23 protein-coding genes and 1 pseudogene are annotated in these 21,170 nt (G+C 39.0%); all 24 read right to left on the bottom strand.

The window, feature by feature from the left end; genetic code table 11:
* Positions 1 to 14: 14 nt before the first annotated feature.
* Entirely contained in the window at positions 15 to 689 is a 675-nt protein-coding gene (locus MHB39_RS07560; protein WP_036077718.1) for a zinc metallopeptidase, read from the bottom strand.
* A 60-nt stretch (positions 690 to 749) separates the two neighbouring features.
* Positions 750 to 1,346: a DUF1405 domain-containing protein gene (locus MHB39_RS07555; protein ID WP_016992616.1), complete on the bottom strand. Its 597-nt coding sequence runs from the start codon at positions 1,344 to 1,346 to the stop codon at positions 750 to 752.
* A 234-nt stretch (positions 1,347 to 1,580) separates the two neighbouring features.
* Positions 1,581 to 2,354 (bottom strand): c-type cytochrome, encoded by a 774-nt coding sequence (locus MHB39_RS07550; RefSeq protein WP_342546145.1) that lies wholly within the window; start codon positions 2,352 to 2,354, stop codon positions 1,581 to 1,583.
* 41 nt (positions 2,355 to 2,395) lie between these two features.
* Positions 2,396 to 3,070, bottom strand: coding sequence for a cytochrome b6 (locus MHB39_RS07545; RefSeq protein ID WP_008181573.1), 675 nt, complete (start codon positions 3,068 to 3,070; stop codon positions 2,396 to 2,398).
* 14 nt (positions 3,071 to 3,084) lie between these two features.
* Positions 3,085 to 3,591: a ubiquinol-cytochrome c reductase iron-sulfur subunit gene (locus tag MHB39_RS07540; RefSeq protein ID WP_342546144.1), complete on the bottom strand. Its 507-nt coding sequence runs from the start codon at positions 3,589 to 3,591 to the stop codon at positions 3,085 to 3,087.
* Between the two features lie 154 nt (positions 3,592 to 3,745).
* On the bottom strand, positions 3,746 to 4,195 hold the full coding sequence (locus tag MHB39_RS07535) for a DUF2487 family protein (RefSeq protein ID WP_312124535.1): 450 nt from the start codon (positions 4,193 to 4,195) through the stop codon (positions 3,746 to 3,748).
* Between the two features lie 139 nt (positions 4,196 to 4,334).
* Entirely contained in the window at positions 4,335 to 4,892 is a 558-nt protein-coding gene (locus MHB39_RS07530) for a ReoY family proteolytic degradation factor (RefSeq protein WP_342546143.1), read from the bottom strand.
* 14 nt (positions 4,893 to 4,906) lie between these two features.
* Positions 4,907 to 6,175: a tetratricopeptide repeat protein gene (locus tag MHB39_RS07525; RefSeq protein ID WP_342546142.1), complete on the bottom strand. Its 1,269-nt coding sequence runs from the start codon at positions 6,173 to 6,175 to the stop codon at positions 4,907 to 4,909.
* Between the two features lie 96 nt (positions 6,176 to 6,271).
* Complete coding sequence (gene aroA, locus MHB39_RS07520; RefSeq protein WP_342546141.1) at positions 6,272 to 7,558, bottom strand: 3-phosphoshikimate 1-carboxyvinyltransferase; 1,287 nt, start codon at positions 7,556 to 7,558, stop codon at positions 6,272 to 6,274.
* A 59-nt stretch (positions 7,559 to 7,617) separates the two neighbouring features.
* Complete coding sequence (locus MHB39_RS07515; protein ID WP_342546139.1) at positions 7,618 to 8,715, bottom strand: prephenate dehydrogenase; 1,098 nt, start codon at positions 8,713 to 8,715, stop codon at positions 7,618 to 7,620.
* Positions 8,712 to 9,812 carry a histidinol-phosphate transaminase gene (gene hisC / locus MHB39_RS07510; protein WP_339280735.1) on the bottom strand — a complete coding sequence of 367 codons (1,101 nt, stop codon included), beginning with the start codon at positions 9,810 to 9,812 and terminating at the stop codon, positions 8,712 to 8,714. The genes MHB39_RS07515 and hisC overlap by 4 nt, the downstream gene beginning before the upstream one ends.
* A gap of 18 nt (positions 9,813 to 9,830) precedes the next feature.
* The gene (aroH, locus tag MHB39_RS07505; protein WP_004232646.1) at positions 9,831 to 10,199 is read right to left on the bottom strand and encodes a chorismate mutase; all 369 of its coding nucleotides are present in this window, start codon (positions 10,197 to 10,199) and stop codon (positions 9,831 to 9,833) included.
* Positions 10,196 to 11,287, bottom strand: a complete 1,092-nt coding sequence (aroB, locus tag MHB39_RS07500; protein WP_339280734.1) for a 3-dehydroquinate synthase — start codon at positions 11,285 to 11,287, stop codon at positions 10,196 to 10,198. The genes aroH and aroB overlap by 4 nt, the downstream gene beginning before the upstream one ends.
* A gap of 3 nt (positions 11,288 to 11,290) precedes the next feature.
* On the bottom strand, positions 11,291 to 12,472 hold the full coding sequence (gene aroC / locus MHB39_RS07495) for a chorismate synthase (protein WP_004232644.1): 1,182 nt from the start codon (positions 12,470 to 12,472) through the stop codon (positions 11,291 to 11,293).
* 282 nt (positions 12,473 to 12,754) lie between these two features.
* The gene (locus tag MHB39_RS07490; protein WP_036077697.1) at positions 12,755 to 13,528 is read right to left on the bottom strand and encodes a protein-glutamate O-methyltransferase CheR; all 774 of its coding nucleotides are present in this window, start codon (positions 13,526 to 13,528) and stop codon (positions 12,755 to 12,757) included.
* Between the two features lie 84 nt (positions 13,529 to 13,612).
* The gene (locus tag MHB39_RS07485; protein WP_016994411.1) at positions 13,613 to 13,843 is read right to left on the bottom strand and encodes a hypothetical protein; all 231 of its coding nucleotides are present in this window, start codon (positions 13,841 to 13,843) and stop codon (positions 13,613 to 13,615) included.
* Positions 13,844 to 13,967: 124 nt separating this feature from the next.
* Positions 13,968 to 15,593 carry a long-chain fatty acid--CoA ligase gene (locus MHB39_RS07480; protein ID WP_016994412.1) on the bottom strand — a complete coding sequence of 542 codons (1,626 nt, stop codon included), beginning with the start codon at positions 15,591 to 15,593 and terminating at the stop codon, positions 13,968 to 13,970.
* Between the two features lie 71 nt (positions 15,594 to 15,664).
* Positions 15,665 to 16,432, bottom strand: a complete 768-nt coding sequence (locus MHB39_RS07475; RefSeq protein ID WP_036077701.1) for a 3-hydroxyacyl-CoA dehydrogenase — start codon at positions 16,430 to 16,432, stop codon at positions 15,665 to 15,667.
* 15 nt (positions 16,433 to 16,447) lie between these two features.
* Positions 16,448 to 17,596, bottom strand: a complete 1,149-nt coding sequence (locus MHB39_RS07470) for a thiolase family protein (RefSeq protein WP_339280732.1) — start codon at positions 17,594 to 17,596, stop codon at positions 16,448 to 16,450.
* 202 nt (positions 17,597 to 17,798) lie between these two features.
* Positions 17,799 to 17,924: pseudogene (locus MHB39_RS07465) on the bottom strand (nucleoside-diphosphate kinase); the annotation flags it as partial.
* Between the two features lie 208 nt (positions 17,925 to 18,132).
* Positions 18,133 to 18,804 (bottom strand): M15 family metallopeptidase, encoded by a 672-nt coding sequence (locus MHB39_RS07460; RefSeq protein WP_342546895.1) that lies wholly within the window; start codon positions 18,802 to 18,804, stop codon positions 18,133 to 18,135.
* Between the two features lie 26 nt (positions 18,805 to 18,830).
* Positions 18,831 to 19,151, bottom strand: a complete 321-nt coding sequence (locus MHB39_RS07455) for a hypothetical protein (protein ID WP_342546137.1) — start codon at positions 19,149 to 19,151, stop codon at positions 18,831 to 18,833.
* Positions 19,152 to 19,160: 9 nt separating this feature from the next.
* Positions 19,161 to 19,340 carry a hypothetical protein gene (locus MHB39_RS07450; RefSeq protein WP_342546136.1) on the bottom strand — a complete coding sequence of 60 codons (180 nt, stop codon included), beginning with the start codon at positions 19,338 to 19,340 and terminating at the stop codon, positions 19,161 to 19,163.
* An 18-nt stretch (positions 19,341 to 19,358) separates the two neighbouring features.
* Positions 19,359 to 21,164, bottom strand: a complete 1,806-nt coding sequence (locus MHB39_RS07445; RefSeq protein ID WP_342546135.1) for a phage tail protein — start codon at positions 21,162 to 21,164, stop codon at positions 19,359 to 19,361.
* Positions 21,165 to 21,170: the final 6 nt, after the last annotated feature.

The raw sequence follows: 21,170 nt of genomic DNA, 5'->3' as shown, positions 1-21,170 counted from the left end.
TAACAAGTTTTTTCTTAGTCGTCGCTACGCATATTGGTAAAAATTAAAATTAAACGTAATAACTCTAGTACAGCTACCGCTGCCGCTGCTACATAAGTTAATGCTGCAGCACTTAATACTTTTCGTGCTGGTCGTTCTTCTTCATTTGTAATAATACCAAGTGAATTCATTTGAACTAATGCTCGCTTGGAGGCATCAAACTCCACCGGAAGTGTCACTAATTGGAAAACAACACCTGCTGCTAATAATATGATACCTAATAGCAAGAAATTCGTACTACTTGCAAAAATACCAATCATTACGAAAATCCAAGACGCATTTGAAGAAATATTTGCTACTGGGACTAGCTTACTACGTAATGTAAGCATCGAATAAGCTTCTTTATGTTGGATGGCGTGACCTACCTCATGGGCAGCAACCGCAGCACCTGCAACACTTGCTTCATAAAAGTTACTTTCGGATAAAGCCACTGTTTTGGTTGCCGGATTATAATGATCAGACAACACACCTTGCGTTGGCACAACTCGTACATCATATAAGCCGTTTGCATCTAAAATCGCACGCGCTACCTCTGCACCAGTTTGCCCCTTCATTGTACGTTGCTTTGCAAATTTATTATACGTACCCTTTACCTTCATTTGAGCATAAAGTGGAAGCAGCATAATAATCACAAAATAAACAATATACATGCTCGTTGACAATTTTCTAACCCCTTTCTACCTCGATACTATAATTCTATAATTTATACCCTAATTCGGCAAATATTTGCGCCACCTAATTGAGAAAATGGCAAGTAAAATACATGCAATTGATAACCAGAATGTAAAGTAACCAATATAGCTTGTGTAATTGGCTAAATCTCGATACATAGGCATTTGCCCAAATACATAGTCAATGACATCATTATGCAGTGTCCAAACAGCTGCTATCACAACATGCCAATAAGTGAAGACATATTTCCTCATATATAGTACAGCTTGTACAGCCATGGCAAAATGTGAACCAACTAGCATCCACCCCTGCCAGCCAATAGAACCTGTTTCAATTAATGTCCAAATATTCATCACATCTGCCCATAAGCCATATTTCACCAACGTAACAAGGGCAAGTACTTCCATTAGTGGCCAGCTTTTCCCCATAATCCAAGCAAGCAACACAAAACAAAAGAATAAACTGGCTGTCGGACTATCTGGAACAAAAATATAAAAAATAGGCTCCGTGATGGCGAGCTGCCACCCATACCAATAATAGCCATAAATTGTACCTAGTAGATTAATAATTAGCAGTGCAATCAAGAATGATTTATGGGTCAGAAGGTACCAAATATTTGCTCTTGTTAGTTGCATGATGTTAACTCCTTCCGATAAAAACAATCCATTATTTATGTATAATTCAATTGTACCTCACCATCAATATGTGTTATTTTATTGTTTTAATTCGCTTACTTGTTTCAAGAATAAATGTTTTTTCGACATCTTTCGCTAAAATCCTTTATACAAGGGAACCTTTTTGTATGGCTTCCAGTCCCAATAGTATAACAAGGTAGAAAAAAAAGAGCCAGTTTCCTGACTCTTTTACTATTACTCTGCTTTTAAGCTTTCGATGAATTCAGCAAGTTTTTGAAGATCTTCATCTGAACCTGTCCATAATCCTGCTGGCATTTTACCACTTTCAGAACCATTATGAGCAATGTCCTTAATTTGATCAGCTGTTAAACCTGTGTTCATTAGAGATGGCGCACCTGCTCCACCTTCTAAGCCTTCACCGTGACATGTAATACATGCAGAACCAGCATAGATTTTATAACCTTCTGATTCTTTATCGAACTCAACTGTTTCAACGATTGCACCCATAGCTTTTTGAGCTTCCCAGTCGTGGTTAACAACTGACTCCCAAGTTAGGTAGAACATAGCAGCCAAAGTTAATAACATAAACGCAGTCGGTAACGGACGTTTAGATGGACGACGTTCTGGACCCTTGTCTAAAAATGGCATTAATAATAGCGCTCCAAATGCAAGACCTGGAATTACAATAGCTCCGATTACATTGTATGGACCAGAAGCAAATGAGTATTTTAAAAGTTGATACATAAATAAGAAGTACCAGTCCGGTAGTGGTGTATATGCTCTAGTTGGATCTGCCGGCCCTTCAAGTGGCGATGGATGAGCAACTGTTAATAATAAATAAGCAATTAAGAATACAGCACCAACCATCCATTCCTTCAGTAAGAAGTTTGGCCAGAAAGCTTCCGTCTTACCTGGATATTCGGAATAATCCTTTGGAACGTTCGGCATTCTGTGATTCGCTTTAATACGAGAATCACCAACAAATTTCATTCCTTTTCCGCGATGCATAGTGTCCCCTCCTTTTAAAGATCATCGAACCGTCAAGACAATTACAACGGTCCTGAAATTCCTTGGCGACGAATCATGATAAAGTGCGCTGCAAGTAACCCAAACAATACTGCAGGTAAGAAGAATACATGAATCGCAAAGAATCGTGTTAACGTTTGAGCACCTAGAATCGTTGTGTCACCCGCTAATAATACTTTAATCATTGAACCGATAAACGGTACAGATGCAGCAATTTCGATACCTACTTTAGTAGCGAATAATGCTTTCATATCCCAAGGTAATAAGTATCCTGTAAAGCCAAGACCCATCATTACACCAAAAATACCTACACCAACCATCCAGTTTAATTCACGAGGTTTCTTATAAGAACCTGTAAAGAATACACGAAGCGTATGTAAGAACATCATTACGATTACTAATGAAGCTCCCCAGTGGTGCATACCGCGGACGATTTCACCAAATGCTACTTCGTTTTGTAAATAATAAACTGATTTCCAGGCATTCACAACGTCTGGTACATAGTACATTGTTAGGAACATACCAGATAGAATTTGTATAACTGTAATGAAGAACGTTAATCCACCAAAACAGTAAACGAATGCTGAAAAATGGTGTGCAGGGTTTACGTGCTCAGGCACTTCGTGGTCAGCAATATCACGCCAAATCGGTGTAATATCTAAGCGTTCATCGACCCAATCATAAATTTTATTTAGCACTGTTTTGTACCCCCTTACTTAACTAGAGTGTTTGCTTTAGTTGGACCAATTGATAAGTAACCATCTTCTTCTTTAACTTCATATTCATCCAACGGACCTGTAGGTGGTGTTCCTGGTACATTTTTACCGTTTTTCTCGTAACGTCCAGCATGACAAGGACAGAAGAATTGTTCTGGGTGTGCTGAATCTCCTCCCCAATTCACCATACATCCTAAATGCTTACAAACAGGAGATAAGGCTACTATTTGGTCGCCATTTTTGTATACCCACGCTACATTTGTAACATCCGATTTGTACCATGCGTCAACTTGTTCGAATGAAAAGTCAACTTTAACAGGTTCATCAGTGAGATCAGCGATTTTATGCTCTGTTTTTACAAAATCTCCACCATCATGTTTTTGTAACACTGGATCAATTGCGAATCGAAGCATTGGCATTAACATGCTTGCCGCCATAAATCCACCTACACCAGTTAGTGTATAGCTAAGAAATTGACGACGTGAAACTCGATTATTACTCATTATTTTCCCCCCTCTAACTTAAAGGTCAGTCCAACGGACATACTTTTACAAATAGTAATACTAGGACATATATATGATATATCAAGTCCATAGCTTGGTCAATATAGCATTCTGTGGAAAGCTGGAGAATGTGAACATTTATTGAAACTAATTGTTAAATCTGTGCCCATTTAGTCGAAAGCATTGGAATCACTTGACGTAATTGATCTTCTAGAATGGATTTTTTCACACTGGCATCCATACTTTCTAACGGAATCGCTGGTAACCAAATCATATTGACTATCTCTCCACTCTTTGTCCAATAATGGTCACAAGTAATGAAGAACACATGCTTAAATCCAGCATTATGTAATTGTGCTTCTAATTGCTGTGGTAAATCGTCGTTTTTTAAAGTTGTCATATAAGAAAATGGTGGCATGACTAGTAAACGGCCTTTGAACTGTTGCTCTATAAATGAAGTTAAAGACATAACAAAATCTACTTCCGCACCACTCTGTTTCATTTTTTCAGAAGATAGATCAATGGATACGAGTGGAACAATTGCAGTATCAATGAAATCCTTCTGTGCCATAAACGATGTCACATCGTTTGCATTAAAATACATCCAACAAACCTCCTTTTATTGCAAAATAAAATCCCTTATCCACTCTTCAATAGGATACCCAATTAAAAGTGAAAACAATCATTCACTAGTAATGTTACCATATTGAAGTGGATAAAGGACATTCAAATTTTACCTATGATTAACGTAAATTAGCCGTTTCCTTTAGTGCTTGTAACAAATTAGACAATTCATAAAAACGCGCTTTATCTCCCTGGTCGAGGGCTTCATCAATTTGTGCGAGTAATTTCTCTTCTTGGAATACGAGTAAGCTATTGGAAAGCAGCTCTTCTGCCAGTACACGATCTTTTTCACTGACGAGCAGTGTTTCTGGCATATAAGGGTTTTCTTCAAGAACTGCTAAGTATTGTGCACTTGGTGGTATATTAGGAAAATTCAATTGTATATACATATCTTCTTGTTCATGTAAGCGTAAATCATGGAAAGACTTCTCAGCATCTGCCGTCATCACATTGCCTTTATAGAAACGAAAAGGCACACCAGTTGAGTCTACTGTTGACATCACCATTGCCCTAGGACAATAGTGAGCTTCTTCCACAAAGCGGATTCTTTTTAATAAGTCATCATTACTTAATAAGTAATTTAAAATCCATACACACTCACGACGTTTCAATTGATAATTTTTTAAAAACCATCGAACAAATGCTTTTTTATCAACAACTGATACAGAAGCAGTCATACCCACTCCCTCCTTTACTCAAATTCTAAGGTTTCTAACTTCTCCTGCCACTCTGGTTCACCCGGTTGAATGTTGATTAATTGTCTAAGAACCTCTTTTGCCTCTGAACGCTTTCCTTCTTCTAATAAAAAGTAAACATATTTTTCTAAAAATGTTGCGTCTTCCTTAAAATCATTATATGCCAAACGGTAAAATTCGTATGCACGGTCGTACAATTCTAAATTTTCATATGCCTCTGCCGCAAAAGGATATAAAGTGCTCCATTCAAAATCATTTTGCTGTAATCTCTCAAATAGCTCGATTACATCCTCATGGCGCTCCTGTTGACCAAACACAGAAATAAGTGCCAGTACCGCTTCCATATATTCAGGATCGAGCGCTATAGCTTCTCTCAGATGTTGCTCAGCTTCTTCTGGCAAACCATTTTTCAAGGCCATTTTACCAGCGAATAAGTAAAGTGATTTATCATATTCATCACGCTTTAACCCCTCTTGAATGGCCGCATACGCTTTTTGATTATCCTCTGTCATTGCATAGCTCTCCGCAAGCAATAAATAGGCTGAGAAGTAATCAGGATCTAATTCTTTCAATTCCTCTAGTTGTTTAATAGCCATCTCGTATTTTTGTGACTGGAAGGCTGAATAAGCAGCTCCAAATAAAATATCGGGCTTTACTTCATCTTCAAGGGCTTTGACATAATAATCGAATGCCGTCTCATAGGCTGCCCCTGCACGATAAACCTCCGCTAGTCGTTCGACAAGTGGAATACCAGCAAATTCATTTTGCTGCTCATATAAGTCCTCATACAGTCTTGCTGCCTCTAAAAAACGGCCTGTTTCAAATAAAAGCTCGGCTTTTGCAAAATGCAATAATGGCTCGTCTGGTAAAATCGCTAGTGCTTCATTTATACGCTTTTCTGCAACCTCAAATAACCCTTGCATTTGATAATAATCGGCTAACACCAATAACGCTTGTGGATATTCTGGGGAGGTTTCTTCAATTTCTAATAATAAATCTAATGCTTCATCTTCATTACCAAGCTCCATTAGGACATTGGCATGATCTATTTTTAACTGTGCTTCTTCTGGGAATAAAAATTGCAAATGCTCCAGCACACGGTCAGCTTCCTTCATGTACCCATACTGCATAAAAATCTCCGCTAGTGCATAGATCTCCTCGGGTAGCTCCTTCATTAAAAATGATTCTAGTAGCTGATCTATTAATGCTAAATCCCCTTGTTCAAGTGCTTGCATCATTTCAGTCATCGCATTGTTCACAGTCATTCACCTATTCTTTCGTTGATACCTTTATGCTACAAAACATTTACTTCTGAAACAAGAAAAAACTCCCCAAAAGCTTGGAGAGCCTCTCTTTAATTGTTACTTCACTGCCTCAATATGCTCAAAAAACGATGGGTAGGATACAGCAATACATTGTGCATCCTCTAGTGTAACAGCTCCATCTGTTATTAAAGCTGCAACAGCACCCATCATGCCGATACGATGATCGCCATATGTTTGAAGGTTTGCTCCTTTTAAAGGCGTTGGTCCCTCAATAATCATACCATCTTCTGTTGCTTCGATCTGGGCACCAAGTTTCTTCAATTCAGTCACAACAGCCGTGATACGGTCAGTCTCCTTAACCTTTAGCTCCTCGGCATCTTTAATGATCGTTTGACCATGTGCTTGCGTAGCGAGTAATGCAAGGATTGGAATTTCGTCAATTAAACGAGGAATAATGTCCCCCTCAATTACTGTACCAGTTAAAGAAGAGGTCGCGATTTGGATTGTTGCTGTAGGTTCAGCTTGATTATCGTCATTCGGCGTTACCGTCATCGTGGCGCCCATTTTTTGCAGCACCTCAATAATGCCATCACGTGTTGGATTAATGCCCACATTGTTTAGTGTTAGCTGACTATTTTTGCAAATGGCTCCTGCCACTAAGAAAAAGGCAGCCGATGATATATCTCCTGGCACAGAAACATGCGTCCCATTGAGAGCTTGGCCTCCTTCAATGGATACTACGCCATTATCTACTTCTACATGTGCACCAAATTGACGCAGCATTCTCTCTGTATGATCTCTCGAAACATCCATTTCTCTAACAATGGTTGTTCCTTCAGCACGCAAGCCCGCTAGTAAAATAGCAGATTTCACCTGTGCACTTGCTACAGGCATCTTGTAATCAATGGCTTGTAATTTTGTACCTTGAATGGCTAGTGGTGTATATTGTCCATCTGCACGCCCTGTAATTTGTGCACCCATCTGACGCAGTGGATCTATAACACGTCGCATTGGTCGTTTTCCAATGGATGCATCTCCTGTCATGACAGAATGAACAGTAGAACCAGCTAAAATGCCTAGCATTAAGCGTGTTGTTGTACCAGAGTTACCCGTATATAACACTTCTGTCGGCTCCTGCCAGCCTTCCATCCCTGGACTATGAATGGTTACATTTGTCCCTTCCACCTCAATCTGAACGCCAAGTTTCTGGAAGCAATCAATTGTACTTAAACAATCTTCACCTAGTAAAAAGCCCTCTACTGTCGTTGTGCCACTAGCAATGGCACCAAACATCACAGAGCGATGGGATACAGATTTATCGCCTGGAACGGTTAAAGAGCCCTGTAAAGAAGGCTTGTTGTATTGCAATACTTTTTCACTCATGAACTTTATTCCCTCCAATATGAAGATAGAAAGCGCCGAAATGCCGACGCTTTCTTATGCTAAGAAATATACGTTTCGAAATTTGCTCGTTTTTGAATACAGGCTGCAGCACGTTCGCGATCATTTTCACTTTGGAAGCTAATGACTAGAATACCGAAAACATCTTCTCGTGATTCAACAATGCGTAGATTCGTAATACTAATTGCTTCATCCGCTAAAAAGCCCGTCACTTCAGAAATAACACCTGGATAGTCAGGAACATCAACATAGAGGTCGAATGGTGTATACATAGCCCCTGCACTAATCGGTAATTCATCTCTCAGTTCTTTAGCAACTGCAAAATAGTTTTCAATATCCTGTGAAGAACCCTCCATTAGCAGTTTCTTAATGCGCGTCATTTCTTTTTCCCAGCCATCTAATTGCGTGAGGAGCTCCTCGCGATTTTGCAGCGTAATATCTCGCCATAAGATGGGGTTCGAAGAGGCGATTCGTGTCACATCACGAAAACCTCCTGCTGCAAGAGAACGTGTCATTGGGTACTCCCCATTTTCGCCACCTAATTGATGGACAAGGGAGGCCGCGATAACATGTGGAAAATGACTCACCACCGCTGTCATGTGATCATGCTCACTGGCAGATACACTGACTACTTTTGCATGGGTAAATTTCAGCAAACTTTCAAGCTGTGACATATGAACAATTTCTTCCCCAGCGAGTGGCGTAAGCATGTAATATGCGTTTTCAAAAAGATGCGCCTTAGCAGCCAGCACACCGCTTTTATGAGACCCCGCCATTGGATGTCCACCAATAAACGTTATGCCAAGTTCTCGTAATTCGCTGGCTTTTTGCATAATTAATTTTTTTGTACTCCCTGTATCTGTTACGATGACTTTATTTTTCAATGGCCATGATTTTAATTGCTCCATCCAATCCAGTGTTGCATTAACGGGTGTCCCGAAGATAATAACATCAACCTCAGCCACAACAGCCAGTGGATCTGCGACAATATCATGCACAATATTTAATGTTTTCGCATGCTCACGTGTTTGTGCGTCCATGTCATAGCCAATAATTTTTGTTTCAGGTGCTTTTTGCAAAGCAAGGGCAATAGAACCACCGATCAATCCAAGCCCTATAACGAGTACTTTGCGTGTCATGCAAATACCCCTTGTTGTTTTAACACTTCATCAAGTTGGCTAAGTAATGCTGCATTTTGAGCCTCTGTTCCAATTGTCACACGGATAAATCCTGGTAACCCTAATGCATTACCACTGCGCACAATAAAGCCTCTTTTCATCAGCTCTTGGAAAACAACATCACTATCAGCATGAGTATCAAAGAAAATAAAGTTTGTATCAGATGGGAAGTATTTTAAATTATGCTTTTCACAAAATTCTACATATTGTTTTTTGCCTATTTCATTAGCTTCACGGCAGGCTTCAATATATTCTTGGTCACTGAGCGCAATGGCAGCAACAGCTTGACTTAAGATTGTATTATTGAATGGTGCACGAACAGGATCTAGCTTAGCAATAACATCAGGTTGGCCAATTGCATAGCCAACGCGGAACGAAGCTAAGCCATAAGCTTTAGAGAATGTACGCAGTAAAAGAACATTCGGATATTCATCAATGATTGGTAACGTATCCTTGTGGTCTGGATGTGTAACATATTCAATGTATGCCTCATCAAGCACGACAAGGACATCGCTTGGAACCTTTGCAAGAAAGGCACGCAATGCAGCATCAGGAATGACAACGCCAGTCGGATTATTTGGACTACATACCCAAACAATAGAAGTTTGGTCATCAATTGCAGCCAACATTGCCTCTAGATCATGTGCTCCATCTTGACAAGGCACTTTACGTACTTCAGCACCTTCAATTTCAGCATTGTGCCAGTATTGAGAGAAGGAAGGGTCGGCCATAACCGTATTTACCCTTGGATACAACAGAGCACGAGTAATAATAGCAATGATGTCATCAGAGCCGTTACCAAAAAGAAGCTGTGTCTCTTTCACACCTAGATGATTTGCCACAGCAGTACGTAGGTTTTGTGCATAGCCATCTGGATAAAGTGCATGATTCACTGCATTATTTTGTAAATAAGCTGTTACCTTAGGTGAGCACCCGAATGGATTTTCATTCGACGCCAATTTAATAACTTCCTTTAAGCCATATTCACGTTGTACTTCTTCAATTGGTTTACCTGGCTTATACGCTTGCATACCGTCCAATTGTTGTTTCCACTTCATCTAAAACATCTCCTCTACTTATTTAGCCTGGGCCAAATCTGGTCTTAATTTCACTGCATCATTGAGATACAAGTGCTTTACATCTTTTTGGGCAACCTCTACGTTTGCATGTATTAATACACGAATACATAATGGTAACGCTTCTGGCACATCCATCTCATGTGTACACATAACAGGGACATATTGCCAGCCATCCATCAAGCGTACTGCACGAGCAGGAAATGCTGAGGTAATATCTGGCGTTGTTGAAATGAGGATCGATGCGATATCATCAATGTCCACATTATTTGCTGCCACAACCTCACGCACTAATCTTGCTGTCTCATCCCATACAAGCTCTGGCTTGTCAGATTCAATTGTTATTGCTCCTCTAAGTCCACGAATCATACAAGCACCTCCGCTAATAACTGTCTATATTCAGCATCTATTTCTTGACATTCTTCTAAATCAATAGCTTTGACAAAAGGTTTTCCGATTTTATCCAAAAGAACGAATTGTAAAATGCCATATTCCGCTTTTTTATCTTTCATTAGGTAGCTAGATAATTGTTCAAATGAATAATCACTCACAGCCTTAAAAGGATAGCCGTTTTTTATCGCAAACTGTAAAAAGGATTGGGTGAACGTACGATCGAGTTCTCCATATCGTTCACTCAATAGAAGACAATAGACGAGTCCAATCATAACCGCCTCACCATGAGCCACTTTGCCATAACCCGCAGCTGCCTCAATGGCATGTCCATATGTATGGCCTAGGTTTAAAAACTTTCGAACGGATTGCTCTGTTTCGTCCTCAGCAACAATTTGTGCTTTCACTTCAATTCCTTTTTTTAACTGCTTTGCTAGTTCATTTTGATTAAAATGAATCACCGAATCTCCTGTCATTAATTCCTCTAGCCAGGTCGGGTCAGAAATCATGGCATGCTTAATTAACTCTGCTGTTCCTGAACGTACCTCACGCTCTGATAAGCTTTCTAAAAGGGCTGTATCATATATCACGCCTTCTGGCTGATAAAATGCGCCAATCATATTTTTCCCTAGCGGATGATTAATGGCCGTTTTTCCACCAACTGCGGAATCATGCGCTAGAATAGTCGTTGGAATTTGAATAAATGGAACCCCACGCATATAGGTTGCCGCAACAAAGCCTGTTAAATCGCCAACTGCTCCTCCTCCAAAGGCAAAAATGAAGGATTTTCGGGAGCATTTTTGCTCTAATAAAAATGTTTGAGCTGCGTTGTATTGATCAAAGGTTTTACATGCTTCACCACCTGGCAAAATAAAGACCTCAAAATGGTACGGGAAATTTGCTTTGAAGTACTCTCCCTGTGCTGCCCAAACATTGACATCTGTAAACACAAAGAGCTTATCCGCTTTTTGCAGTTTATCAGCAAATGCCTCCACAGCTTCAGTTAGAAATTGATGCCCAAGAACAACTTCATATTGATGCGATTTTGTTGCTACTGGTACACGCATAACTTAGAACCCCTTTGTATATTGACGATGCTCGTCAATTTGAGCTTGTAATTGTGGTAGTTGATCACTATGGAATTGCTCTAAAATTGCATTCGCTATTTCCCAGGCAATAACATGTTCTGCAACTACAGATGCTGCTGGTACTGCACAGCTATCAGAGCGCTCAACACTCGCTTTAAACGGCTCTTTTGTTTCAATATCTACACTTTGTAATGGTTTATATAAAGTAGGAATTGGCTTCATCACACCACGTACAACAATTGGCATACCTGTTGACATACCACCCTCTAAGCCACCAAGTCGATTAGTTGCACGAGTATAACCTTCTTCTTCAGACCAAATGATTTCATCGTGCACTTCAGAACCCTTTCGACGTGCCATTTCAAAGCCAAGTCCAAATTCTACTCCTTTAAATGCATTAATGGATAGCATGGCTGCTGCAAGTTTCGCATCCAGCTTACGATCATAATGTACATAAGACCCTACACCTGCTGGCATGCCTTCCACAATGACTTCTACAACACCACCGATCGAATCACCAGCTTTTTTCGCTTCATCAATTGCCTCAACCATTTTCGCAGAGGCGATTGGATCTACACAGTAGCAAGGATCCGCTTCGACAATGGCACGAATTTCTTCTGTTGTTTTTCCTTCTATTAAAGATGTATCGGCTTTGATTCCCACTATCTCTGTAACATGTGCAACAATGGAAATGCCTAGTTCATTAAGTAACGCCTTTGCCACAGACCCAACTGCTACACGTACAGTTGTTTCACGCGCAGAGGAGCGCTCTAATACATTCCTTAAATCACGGTGACCATATTTCATGCCTCCGACTAAATCAGCATGACCTGGTCGAGGACGAGAGATTTGACGCTTGATATCTTCAGGATTGATATCATCAGCTAATGGCTCTGCTCCCATAATTTTAGTCCAGTGCTTCCAGTCATCATTTGTGACAACGAGTGCAACAGGAGATCCAAGTGTCTGACCATGACGAACACCAGCTACAATCTCCACTGTATCTGTTTCGATTTGCATACGGCGCCCACGTCCATGACCTCCCTGGCGACGTTTTAAATCGTGATTAATTTTTTCTGCTGTAATGGGTAAGAGTGACGGTAAACCCTCAATAATTGTCGTTAATTGAGGTCCGTGTGACTCACCTGCTGTTAAGTAACGCATAAACACTTTCTCCCTTCAACTCGCTAAAGTATGTATTTTTCACTATAACATATATTCTTTAAAAAAACAGTCCTTTTACGAATGTCTTTTAAGTAGTTACCATTTTCATAGATCTAAATGTGAATATTCTGAATGAAAGTTGTAAAAAAACAACTAGCTAAATTTTATAAAAAATACGCCTTTGCTTATGATAAGCGAAAAGCGTATGAATTATCTATGTTTAATGCTTGGTCAACTATATGTACAATTGTGTCATTTGTACAAAGCTTTTCATCCATATTATTAATTATTTTTACGATAGAAGAACGTGTCTTCTACATCAAATTCATAACGTGCTGGATTAAAAATTTGCTCTGTCGATCCAACAAATAAAACGCCATCCTTGCGCAGTGCTTTACTAAAATTATTATAAATTTGATCTTTCGCTTCTTCTGTAAAATAAATCATGACATTGCGACAAACAATTAAATCATAATTGCTGTCATAAGCGTCATTCAATAAATTATGTTTCTTAAAGGTTACACAACGCTTAATTTCATCCTTCACCCGATAGAAGGAGCCTTCTTGCTCAAAATACTTTGCTTTAATATCACTTGGCACCTCTGCTAAAGAGCGTTCAGGATAGACACCTAACTTCGCCTTTTGTATCACATTCTCATCTAAATCAGTGGCAATAATTTGAATTTGAGATAAAGGCACCAATTGAGATAAAACCATTACTAAAGAATAGGGTTCTTCTCCTGTCGAACAAGCAGCACTCCAAATTTTTAAACGCTTATTAGTTTGTAAGAGCTTCGGAAATATTTTCTTTTGTAATACTTCCCAGCGCTTTCCATTGCGATAAAATTCAGAAACATTGATCGTCATACGATCTAAAAATTCATTCATTAAATCACGATCTTGTTCAAGTGCCTTTAGAAAGTCTACAAAATTACGATAGCCCTTTTTCTCATAAAGAGAGGTTAATCGTCTTTTCATTTGCGCTTCTTTATATAACGCTAAATCTATTCCTGTTTTGCGCTTAATACCTTCTATAAACTGTTCATAATCAGACATATGGTCATCTTCCCCTCTAGCGTCGTATTACCATTATAGCGGAAAAGTCCCAATCCTGAAATAGTCTTTCTCATGTAAGCAAATCTACTTGCTTGCGTTTTGTTTTTCCTCTAAAAGTAATACTTTCGACTGTTCTAATTCAAGTCTCATTTTTTCTGTCTCAATCGTATACGTTTCTAACCTAAGCTTTTCTAATTCTACTTCTTTTTCAACAGCTTTCAGTTTTATTTTTTGTTGTCTAGTACGAGCGTCTGTAAAAATTCCAGCTAAAGAAATAATGACGCCTCCAATTATCGCTACAATGGCAATTGACAATCCCTTCACTTCCTTTCGTTATTACGATTATACGGCAAAATGGAAAAAATAGTTTCATTTTTCAGGAATTTATTCCAATAAAAAATGAAGGTAGTTTTGACCACCTTCATTCTATCCATTATCGTTAGACTTGTATGCGGTATTCTTTTAAATCTTCTCGTAATTTAGCCTTTAAGAATTTACCTACAGACGTTTTCGGTACCTCGTCAATGAAGACAATATCATCAGGAATCCATGTTTTATGGAATTGTTGCTGTAGACTCTCTAGTAATTCTTCTTTAGTAATCGAATCCTTAAACTCTGGCTTTGCTACGACACAAGCTAATGGTCGCTCCAACCACTTTTCATGTGGAATGGCAATAACAGCCGCCTCAAAGACCTTTGGATGGGACATTAATGCATTTTCAAGCTCTACTGAAGAAATCCATTCGCCACCACTCTTAATTAAGTCCTTTGTACGATCGGTGATTTTTATATAGCCATCTGTTGTCATCACTGCAATATCGCCTGTATAAAGCCAGCCGTCTTTAAAGGCCTCTTCCGTTCGTTCATCCTGATAATATGCATTGGCAATCCATGGGCCTCTAATTGTAAGCTCTCCCATCGTTTTACCATCCCAAGGCACTTCACCATTTTCATTGACAATCCTAGTATCAATAAGAGGCATCGTCATACCTTGTGTTATCCGAACATTCATTTTTTCATCAGCCGTATAGTCCTGCATATGTGTTAAATATGTGGATAGGCTTACAAGAGGTGAGGTTTCCGTCATACCGTAACCTGTCATGTACGGGATATTAAGTTCTTGCTCAAAACCTCGAACAAGACCAAGTGGTGAGGCAGAACCTCCACAAACAATTAATCGCATAGACGATAGGTCACGAGGATTTTGACGCTGCTCCTGTAGTACGCCTAGCCATATGGTCGGTACCCCTGCTGTCAATGTGACTTTATACACATCAAATAATTCAAGCAATAGCTGTGGTGTAAACATCGGACCAGGTAAAACCTGTGTAGAACCAAATGCGACACTGGCAAATGGTAATCCCCATGCATTCGCGTGAAACATGGGTACAACAGGTAACACTACATCCGACTCACAAATCGCAATACTGTCGGCAAGACCAGCTGCTAAACTATGGAGTACAATACTACGATGTGTATACACTACTCCCTTTGGCATGCCCGTCGTTGCACTTGTATAGCACATGCCTGCAGGTGTATTTTCATCTAAATCTTCTGGGAATGTGAAATGTTCATCTGCCTCTGCAAGTAGCGCTTCATAGGAAAGAGCATTTGGAATCGGTAAAGTTTCTACCGCAACAGCATCACCCATAATAATAAAATGCTTCACCGTTTTTAGCTGAGATACGATTGGTGCAATCAATGGCACGAGATTATCATCTATTAATAATATTTCATCCTCAGCATGATTGATGACATAAGCAATATGCTCAGGGGATAATCGAATATTAATCATATGCAATACGGCTCCTGCACATGGTACAGCAAAGTAAGCTTCCAAATGGCGATGGTGGTTCCAAGCAAATGTGCCCACCTTCATTCCTTGCTCCATACCCAGTTTCGTCAGAGCATCAGCTAATCGGCGAGTCCGTTTGACATAATCTTTATACGTAAATTCGTGAATTGTAGTGGCACTTGTTCGAGAATAGATTTTCTTTGAGTGAAAAAATCGTTCTGCGCGATTCAAAAAACTTGTTAATAATAAAGGTGTATCCATCATATGCATTATACCGCTTCCCTTCATCTACGATTTTTTGAAACGATCAACACTAAAACAATTTAAACGAGAATTGGCCGTTACCTTGGTTGCATACGAATGGCACCATCCAATCGAATGACCTCTCCATTTAACAAGCCATTATGAATAATACTTTCAACCAAAAGAGCATATTCCGAAGGTTTACCAAGTCGTTTAGGGAACGGTGTCATTTGAGCAAGGGCTGTTCTTGCAGGCTCAGGTAACGAAGCAAACATCGGTGTTTCAATTAATCCAGGCGCAATGGTCATCACTCGGACACCGATTTCCGCAAGCTCTCTTGCAATCGGTAACGTCATCGCCGCTACGCCCCCTTTTGACGCGCTATAAGCAGCTTGTCCAATTTGCCCATCAAATGCAGCCACAGACGCGGTATTAATAATGACGCCACGCTGTCCATCCTCATTTGGCTCATTATGCTGCATTTTATCCGCAACTAGACGAATGACATTAAATGTACCAACTAAATTAACCGTAATCACCTTTTCAAATAGAGCAAGGGCATGTATACCTCGCTTTGAAATAACTTTACTCGCATCTGCTATGCCAGCACAGTTCACTGCAACATTGACCTTACCAAAAGCTGCAACAGCCTGCTCTAGGCCTGCCGCCACGTCCTCTTCCTTTGTGACATCCACTCGTGCATAAAGGACATTTTGACCTAATTCCTCCACTAGAGCTTGTCCACGCTCATCATTCAGATCAAAAATAATCGCTTTGCCACCCTGCCCTACCAATTTCCGAACGGTTGCCTCTCCTAACCCAGAGGCACCCCCTGTTATGACTGCCACCACTTCATGTTCTTTCATCAGACATATCCCCTTTTACATTTTTTCAATGATTGTGGCATTGGCCATTCCCATTCCCTCACAAATAGCCAACAAGCCGTAACGATAATTCTCTCGCTCCATGCGATATAGCATAGTCGTTAACAATTTCGTACCAGTTGCCCCTAATGGATGTCCCAGTGCAATTGCTCCACCATCAGGATTGAGCTTTTCTGGGTCTCCTCCTATTTCATGCAGCCATACGAGCGGCACAGGTGCAAAGGCCTCATTTACCTCATATGTGTCAATATCCTCTATCTTGAGACCTGACCGTTCTAATGCTTTTCTAGTAGCCTCGATTGGCCCTGTCAGCATTAATGTCGGATCAGAGCCCACGACCACTCTTGTCACAATTTTAGCGAGTGGTTGAATGCCCAGTTCTCTTGCTTTATCCAATGCCATCACGACTACAGCTGAGGCCCCATCACTCATTTGGCTCGCATTGCCCGCAGTAATCACACCATTCTCCTGAAAAACGGTTTTTAATCCATTTAAAATGTCAACGGTAGTTTCTGCTCGAGGACCCTCATCAACAGCAACTGTTGTCACCGTGCCATCCTCTTGTGGAACTTGAATAGGTAGTATTTCAGCTTGGAAATGACCCGCTTCAATGGCGGAAATTGCCCGTTGATGGCTTTGATAAGCATAGCTATTTAGCTGATCTTTCGATAAAGACCATTGGGAAGCAATTTTCTCTGCTGATAATCCTTGATGAATAATATCATAATTTTCCTGTAAGCGTTTACCAGCATGTGCGTGTTGCATGTTTGAGCCCATTTGTACTCTTGACATACTTTCTACGCCACCAGCAATGACAATGTCCATATCTCCCGCTAAAATGGCCTGTGCCGCGAAATGCACGGCTTGTTGGCTTGAACCACACTGACGATCAATGGTTACTCCTGGCACACTATCTGGGAATCCAGCCATTAATAAAGAGGTACGCGCAATATTTGCCCCTTGTTCAGCTGTTTGCGTCACACATCCCAAAATAACATCGTCTACTTGTTCCTTACCAATGCCTGCACGCTTTACAACCTCCTGTAATACATCCGCTGCTAAATCATCTGCTCGAACTTGACTTAACGCGCCCTTACTTCTACCTACAGCAGTTCTCACAGCTGCTACAATCACCACTTCTCTCATGTCCATAACCCCTTTTTCACGTCATTCTCATAGTTTATTGACGAGTCTACTAAACTATTCCTAACTTAATTATCAGAATATTACATTATTTATTGTACATGAGTAAGAAGTTTTTAACAATTCTATATCGGGATGTTCCCTCCCCTTTTTGCGCAATAAAAAAAGCAATCTCATAAATTGAGATTGCTTGATCTATTCGAAATTAAACTAAATCTTCACCGAAGAATAAGCCGATTTCGCGCTCTGCAGAAGCAAGAGAGTCAGAACCGTGGATGATGTTGTGAGAAACAGTTGTTGCGTAGTCACCACGGATTGTACCTGGGTTAGATTAAAATTTATAATTTGTCTGATAATACTTAAAATGTTTATGAGTAGATTTTATAGGAAAATTACGAAAATAACTAAATACAAACTTAAATTTTACCTCCTATATTACTTCCAATAATACTACTAATGAAGATAATCTAGCAAGTTTTATTTTTGATAAAAAAAATTAAGAAAAAAATAGACTACCTCAATTAAGAGATAGCCTGATTTTAGCTTAATTTTTTAGTGTAATATTGCTCAAACTTTTTCAGAACACTTGAAACTTGTTCACGAGTTATGTAGTTTTGTGGATTTGATCCATCTGTAATACCATTAGCTTTCATCCATTGCCAATCATCCATATGGTATTTTAATGGCTCTCTTGTTTCTTGCTTATCTAATTTGTTTTCTAATTGTTTCTTTAGTTCTGTATTTTCTTTCTGAAGATCGGTTATCATTTTCTTCAATTCATTATACTCCGACATAGTTAGCTCATCTCCATTTTCTTTAAATTTACCAAATGTATCAGTGCCGTAACCTTTATGTTCATACTGTAAATGAGGAGCATCCCAACCCCAATCACGACCACTAACAAAGCCTAATTTTTTAGCATAATTAATCACTTTATCAGCATTTGAAGTTTTATAAGCATTCCACAAAGCAGTACCGTTAGCATCAACCAATACCCAATCTAATGCTTGACCTACTAAGTGATATGATTTCATAGTTTGAGATTTTCCATTGGCAACATTAAGCTTTTGTTGTTCAACTGTTCGAATAGTTTCATAAATTAATATTTGAATTTGATTATTAATACAATAATCGTACCAATTAATAGCAGCTAACTTTGTATGATCTGCTAACTTATTTATATTGGTACGATTACGAGTGTCATAGATCATTTTAAATGCCAATTAGCTCACCATCCTTACGGTGTTTTTTCTTCAATTTTCTCAACACGTTTCTCTAATGACTGTAACGAGTCATTAATCCCTTCTAAGCTTTTCGCTGTGCGTTCCTGTGATTCATTACTGCGCTCTAAATGTTCCATTAGCTTATCTTCACGTTTTTGTGCTTTCTTTTCGTTTGTTTCATATAGTGAGATTATTTTAGTCTCATTTTGCTCATTCTTTTGATACACTTTTTTTAAGATGAACCCACCTAATAATAGGCATAATATAGCCCATCCAAATTGTGACTCCAATATTTTAGTTAATTGACTAATGATTGTCATATCTAAAGTATCCATTAGACACCCCTATTCTGTCGCCGATACTGGCAATACACTTATAATGATGTGTTTATTAATAATCGCTCCACCAATATTAACGAAGTTAATTTGAGGATTATTTAATGTCTCCGTAAATGTATTTGCGTCAAACTCTGCATTCTGTAAATTAATTTCCTGTCCATTATTTAATAATACTTGGTAATTCATAATAACAATCTCCTTTGTTTATGTTAGTTTTACTGATCCTACAGTACTTCCGTTTACTTTTACATATAAATAACCACCAGAGTACGAAATACCGATTCCTTGTGAATGTGCTAAAGCAACGCCTAATACATTTGCATAAGAAAAATCAACAGTACCATTAAAGCCAGTCCTGCTGTATGAACTCGTCCCTATAGTTATATCTGATGATGACAAAGTAATTTGCTGTGCGTTTAAATCCATACCATAACCAGAAGCATTGATACGATTCGAGTTATTAAATACTAACGATTTATCACCAATACCCCGTCCCAGATATAAGTTGTTACCTACTGTTGCATCTGTAGCAATATTAAGAGTTGAGTGTCCAGTGATACTGCCACTAGCGATTACTGCACCGTTAAGGTTAATCTTATCAGCATTGACGGTTACGCCATATGGAGCAACGTTAATACTACTAATTAGATTGTCTCCTCTTGTTTCAAGCGTGATGCGATTGTCTGTTTGAGTGATTCTAGATTCAGCATTCCCCATCCGTCCATCCAAATTTGAAACTCTTGATTCAATTTGACCTGCTTGAATGGTAAGAGTCGATACATTGCTTTCATTTTTTTTAACTTTTAATTCGATTTGGTCAGCACGTTGATTAATGGTAGATACTTCATTAGTGATACGATTGTTCACGCTCAAATTGATGTTATCTGCCTTAATGTTAATGGTAGCCATTTCATCTGTAATACGGTTATTTACACTTAAATTAATCTCATCTGCTTTGATCTCCAGTTGTGCAATAGAACCTTTTACTTCTTCAACTTCAATCGTAATCCTGTCATTTGTTTGTTCAAATCTACTACGATATTCTTTCCTGTTTTCGTCAATTTCGACTTTTTGTGATACTAATAAATCGTCTGTGGATTTTGGAAGTGTATTACCTAAAATTACTTTAGTAGTAACTAATTTACCTGCTCTAAATTCTTTCGTTTGAGATAGTACACGAGTTTGAAACTCAATTTTTAATGGATCATAAATAAGCCATACACGCTCACCCAATCCTTTGTCAGTTAATTCGACAGCATCTAATTCGAAAAAGGCTTCTGGATAGTCTATCAATTCACTTTTCAACTTTTCTAGCAAGGTGTCAGACTCTGTAAGACTATCATCACTAATTGGATCAGCTTCTCTTACACCGAAAATAGATGCATTAGGAGATGTATATGATACCATCAATCCATTTGCTCCGTAACCTTTGATAAATGTCTTTAGCTTAGTCGTATCAACGTTTTTATGTAGTGCTTTAATATTGTGTTTATAACGATATTGAGCGTCATTATCTCCACCAATTGCATGAGCAAAATGAACTTGATTATTCGGTCTGATTTCATATTCGCACTGGAACGTTGAGCATAATACATTTACTAACGCTATTACATTAGCTTCACCGAAGTTCGGAATCATTTTATGGTGATTAATATCGTTGTCAAAAGTAAATGACCATCCAGAACCATCTAAAACAAATGACATGAACTCATTAAAGGTGTGAGTACCGCCATAAATTTCATCTCTTCGTTTGTCGTTTAAGTCGAAGAAAGTGGATACGCCTACAATATTTTTAGATGTTCGATTTTCTTTCAATTGTTTAACATTAAAATCGTAGCCATCAACTGTAATAACAGACTCTTCGTGTAATATGCTATGAGCAGGATTGTTTAAATTAAAAGAGGTAAATGAGACCGAAAAAGCCCCATTTACCTCTTGTTCCATTTTAAAGTTGTTGAATTGTGTTAATGGTTCAATTTGTTCGCCATTAACACTTGTAACATAAATCACGTTATC

Origin of the sequence: Lysinibacillus sp. FSL K6-4013 (assembly GCF_038630435.1) — a bacterium.
Classification (GTDB): domain Bacteria; phylum Bacillota; class Bacilli; order Bacillales_A; family Planococcaceae; genus Lysinibacillus; species Lysinibacillus boronitolerans.
This window is presented reverse-complemented; position numbering and strand designations above follow the sequence as displayed.

What these genes read in the sequence shown, in the direction of transcription:
- aroA (WP_342546141.1), bottom strand. Translation starts at nt 7,558, where the DNA reads ATGAGTGAAAAAGTATTGCAATACAACAAGCCTTCTTTACAGGGCTCT.
- MHB39_RS07540 (WP_342546144.1), bottom strand. Translation starts at nt 3,591, where the DNA reads ATGAGTAATAATCGAGTTTCACGTCGTCAATTTCTTAGCTATACACTA.
- MHB39_RS07475 (WP_036077701.1), bottom strand. Translation starts at nt 16,432, where the DNA reads ATGAAAGAACATGAAGTGGTGGCAGTCATAACAGGGGGTGCCTCTGGG.
- MHB39_RS07555 (WP_016992616.1), bottom strand. Translation starts at nt 1,346, where the DNA reads ATGCAACTAACAAGAGCAAATATTTGGTACCTTCTGACCCATAAATCA.
- MHB39_RS07480 (WP_016994412.1), bottom strand. Translation starts at nt 15,593, where the DNA reads ATGCATATGATGGATACACCTTTATTATTAACAAGTTTTTTGAATCGC.
- MHB39_RS07535 (WP_312124535.1), bottom strand. Translation starts at nt 4,195, where the DNA reads ATGTATTTTAATGCAAACGATGTGACATCGTTTATGGCACAGAAGGAT.
- MHB39_RS07455 (WP_342546137.1), bottom strand. Translation starts at nt 19,151, where the DNA reads ATGGATACTTTAGATATGACAATCATTAGTCAATTAACTAAAATATTG.
- MHB39_RS07525 (WP_342546142.1), bottom strand. Translation starts at nt 6,175, where the DNA reads ATGACTGTGAACAATGCGATGACTGAAATGATGCAAGCACTTGAACAA.
- aroH (WP_004232646.1), bottom strand. Translation starts at nt 10,199, where the DNA reads ATGATTCGTGGACTTAGAGGAGCAATAACAATTGAATCTGACAAGCCA.
- MHB39_RS07560 (WP_036077718.1), bottom strand. Translation starts at nt 689, where the DNA reads ATGTATATTGTTTATTTTGTGATTATTATGCTGCTTCCACTTTATGCT.
- MHB39_RS07515 (WP_342546139.1), bottom strand. Translation starts at nt 8,715, where the DNA reads ATGACACGCAAAGTACTCGTTATAGGGCTTGGATTGATCGGTGGTTCT.
- aroB (WP_339280734.1), bottom strand. Translation starts at nt 11,287, where the DNA reads ATGCGTGTACCAGTAGCAACAAAATCGCATCAATATGAAGTTGTTCTT.
- aroC (WP_004232644.1), bottom strand. Translation starts at nt 12,472, where the DNA reads ATGCGTTACTTAACAGCAGGTGAGTCACACGGACCTCAATTAACGACA.
- MHB39_RS07530 (WP_342546143.1), bottom strand. Translation starts at nt 4,892, where the DNA reads ATGACTGCTTCTGTATCAGTTGTTGATAAAAAAGCATTTGTTCGATGG.
- MHB39_RS07460 (WP_342546895.1), bottom strand. Translation starts at nt 18,804, where the DNA reads ATGATCTATGACACTCGTAATCGTACCAATATAAATAAGTTAGCAGAT.
- MHB39_RS07470 (WP_339280732.1), bottom strand. Translation starts at nt 17,596, where the DNA reads ATGAGAGAAGTGGTGATTGTAGCAGCTGTGAGAACTGCTGTAGGTAGA.
- MHB39_RS07490 (WP_036077697.1), bottom strand. Translation starts at nt 13,528, where the DNA reads ATGTCTGATTATGAACAGTTTATAGAAGGTATTAAGCGCAAAACAGGA.
- MHB39_RS07450 (WP_342546136.1), bottom strand. Translation starts at nt 19,340, where the DNA reads ATGAATTACCAAGTATTATTAAATAATGGACAGGAAATTAATTTACAG.
- MHB39_RS07550 (WP_342546145.1), bottom strand. Translation starts at nt 2,354, where the DNA reads ATGCATCGCGGAAAAGGAATGAAATTTGTTGGTGATTCTCGTATTAAA.
- hisC (WP_339280735.1), bottom strand. Translation starts at nt 9,812, where the DNA reads ATGAAGTGGAAACAACAATTGGACGGTATGCAAGCGTATAAGCCAGGT.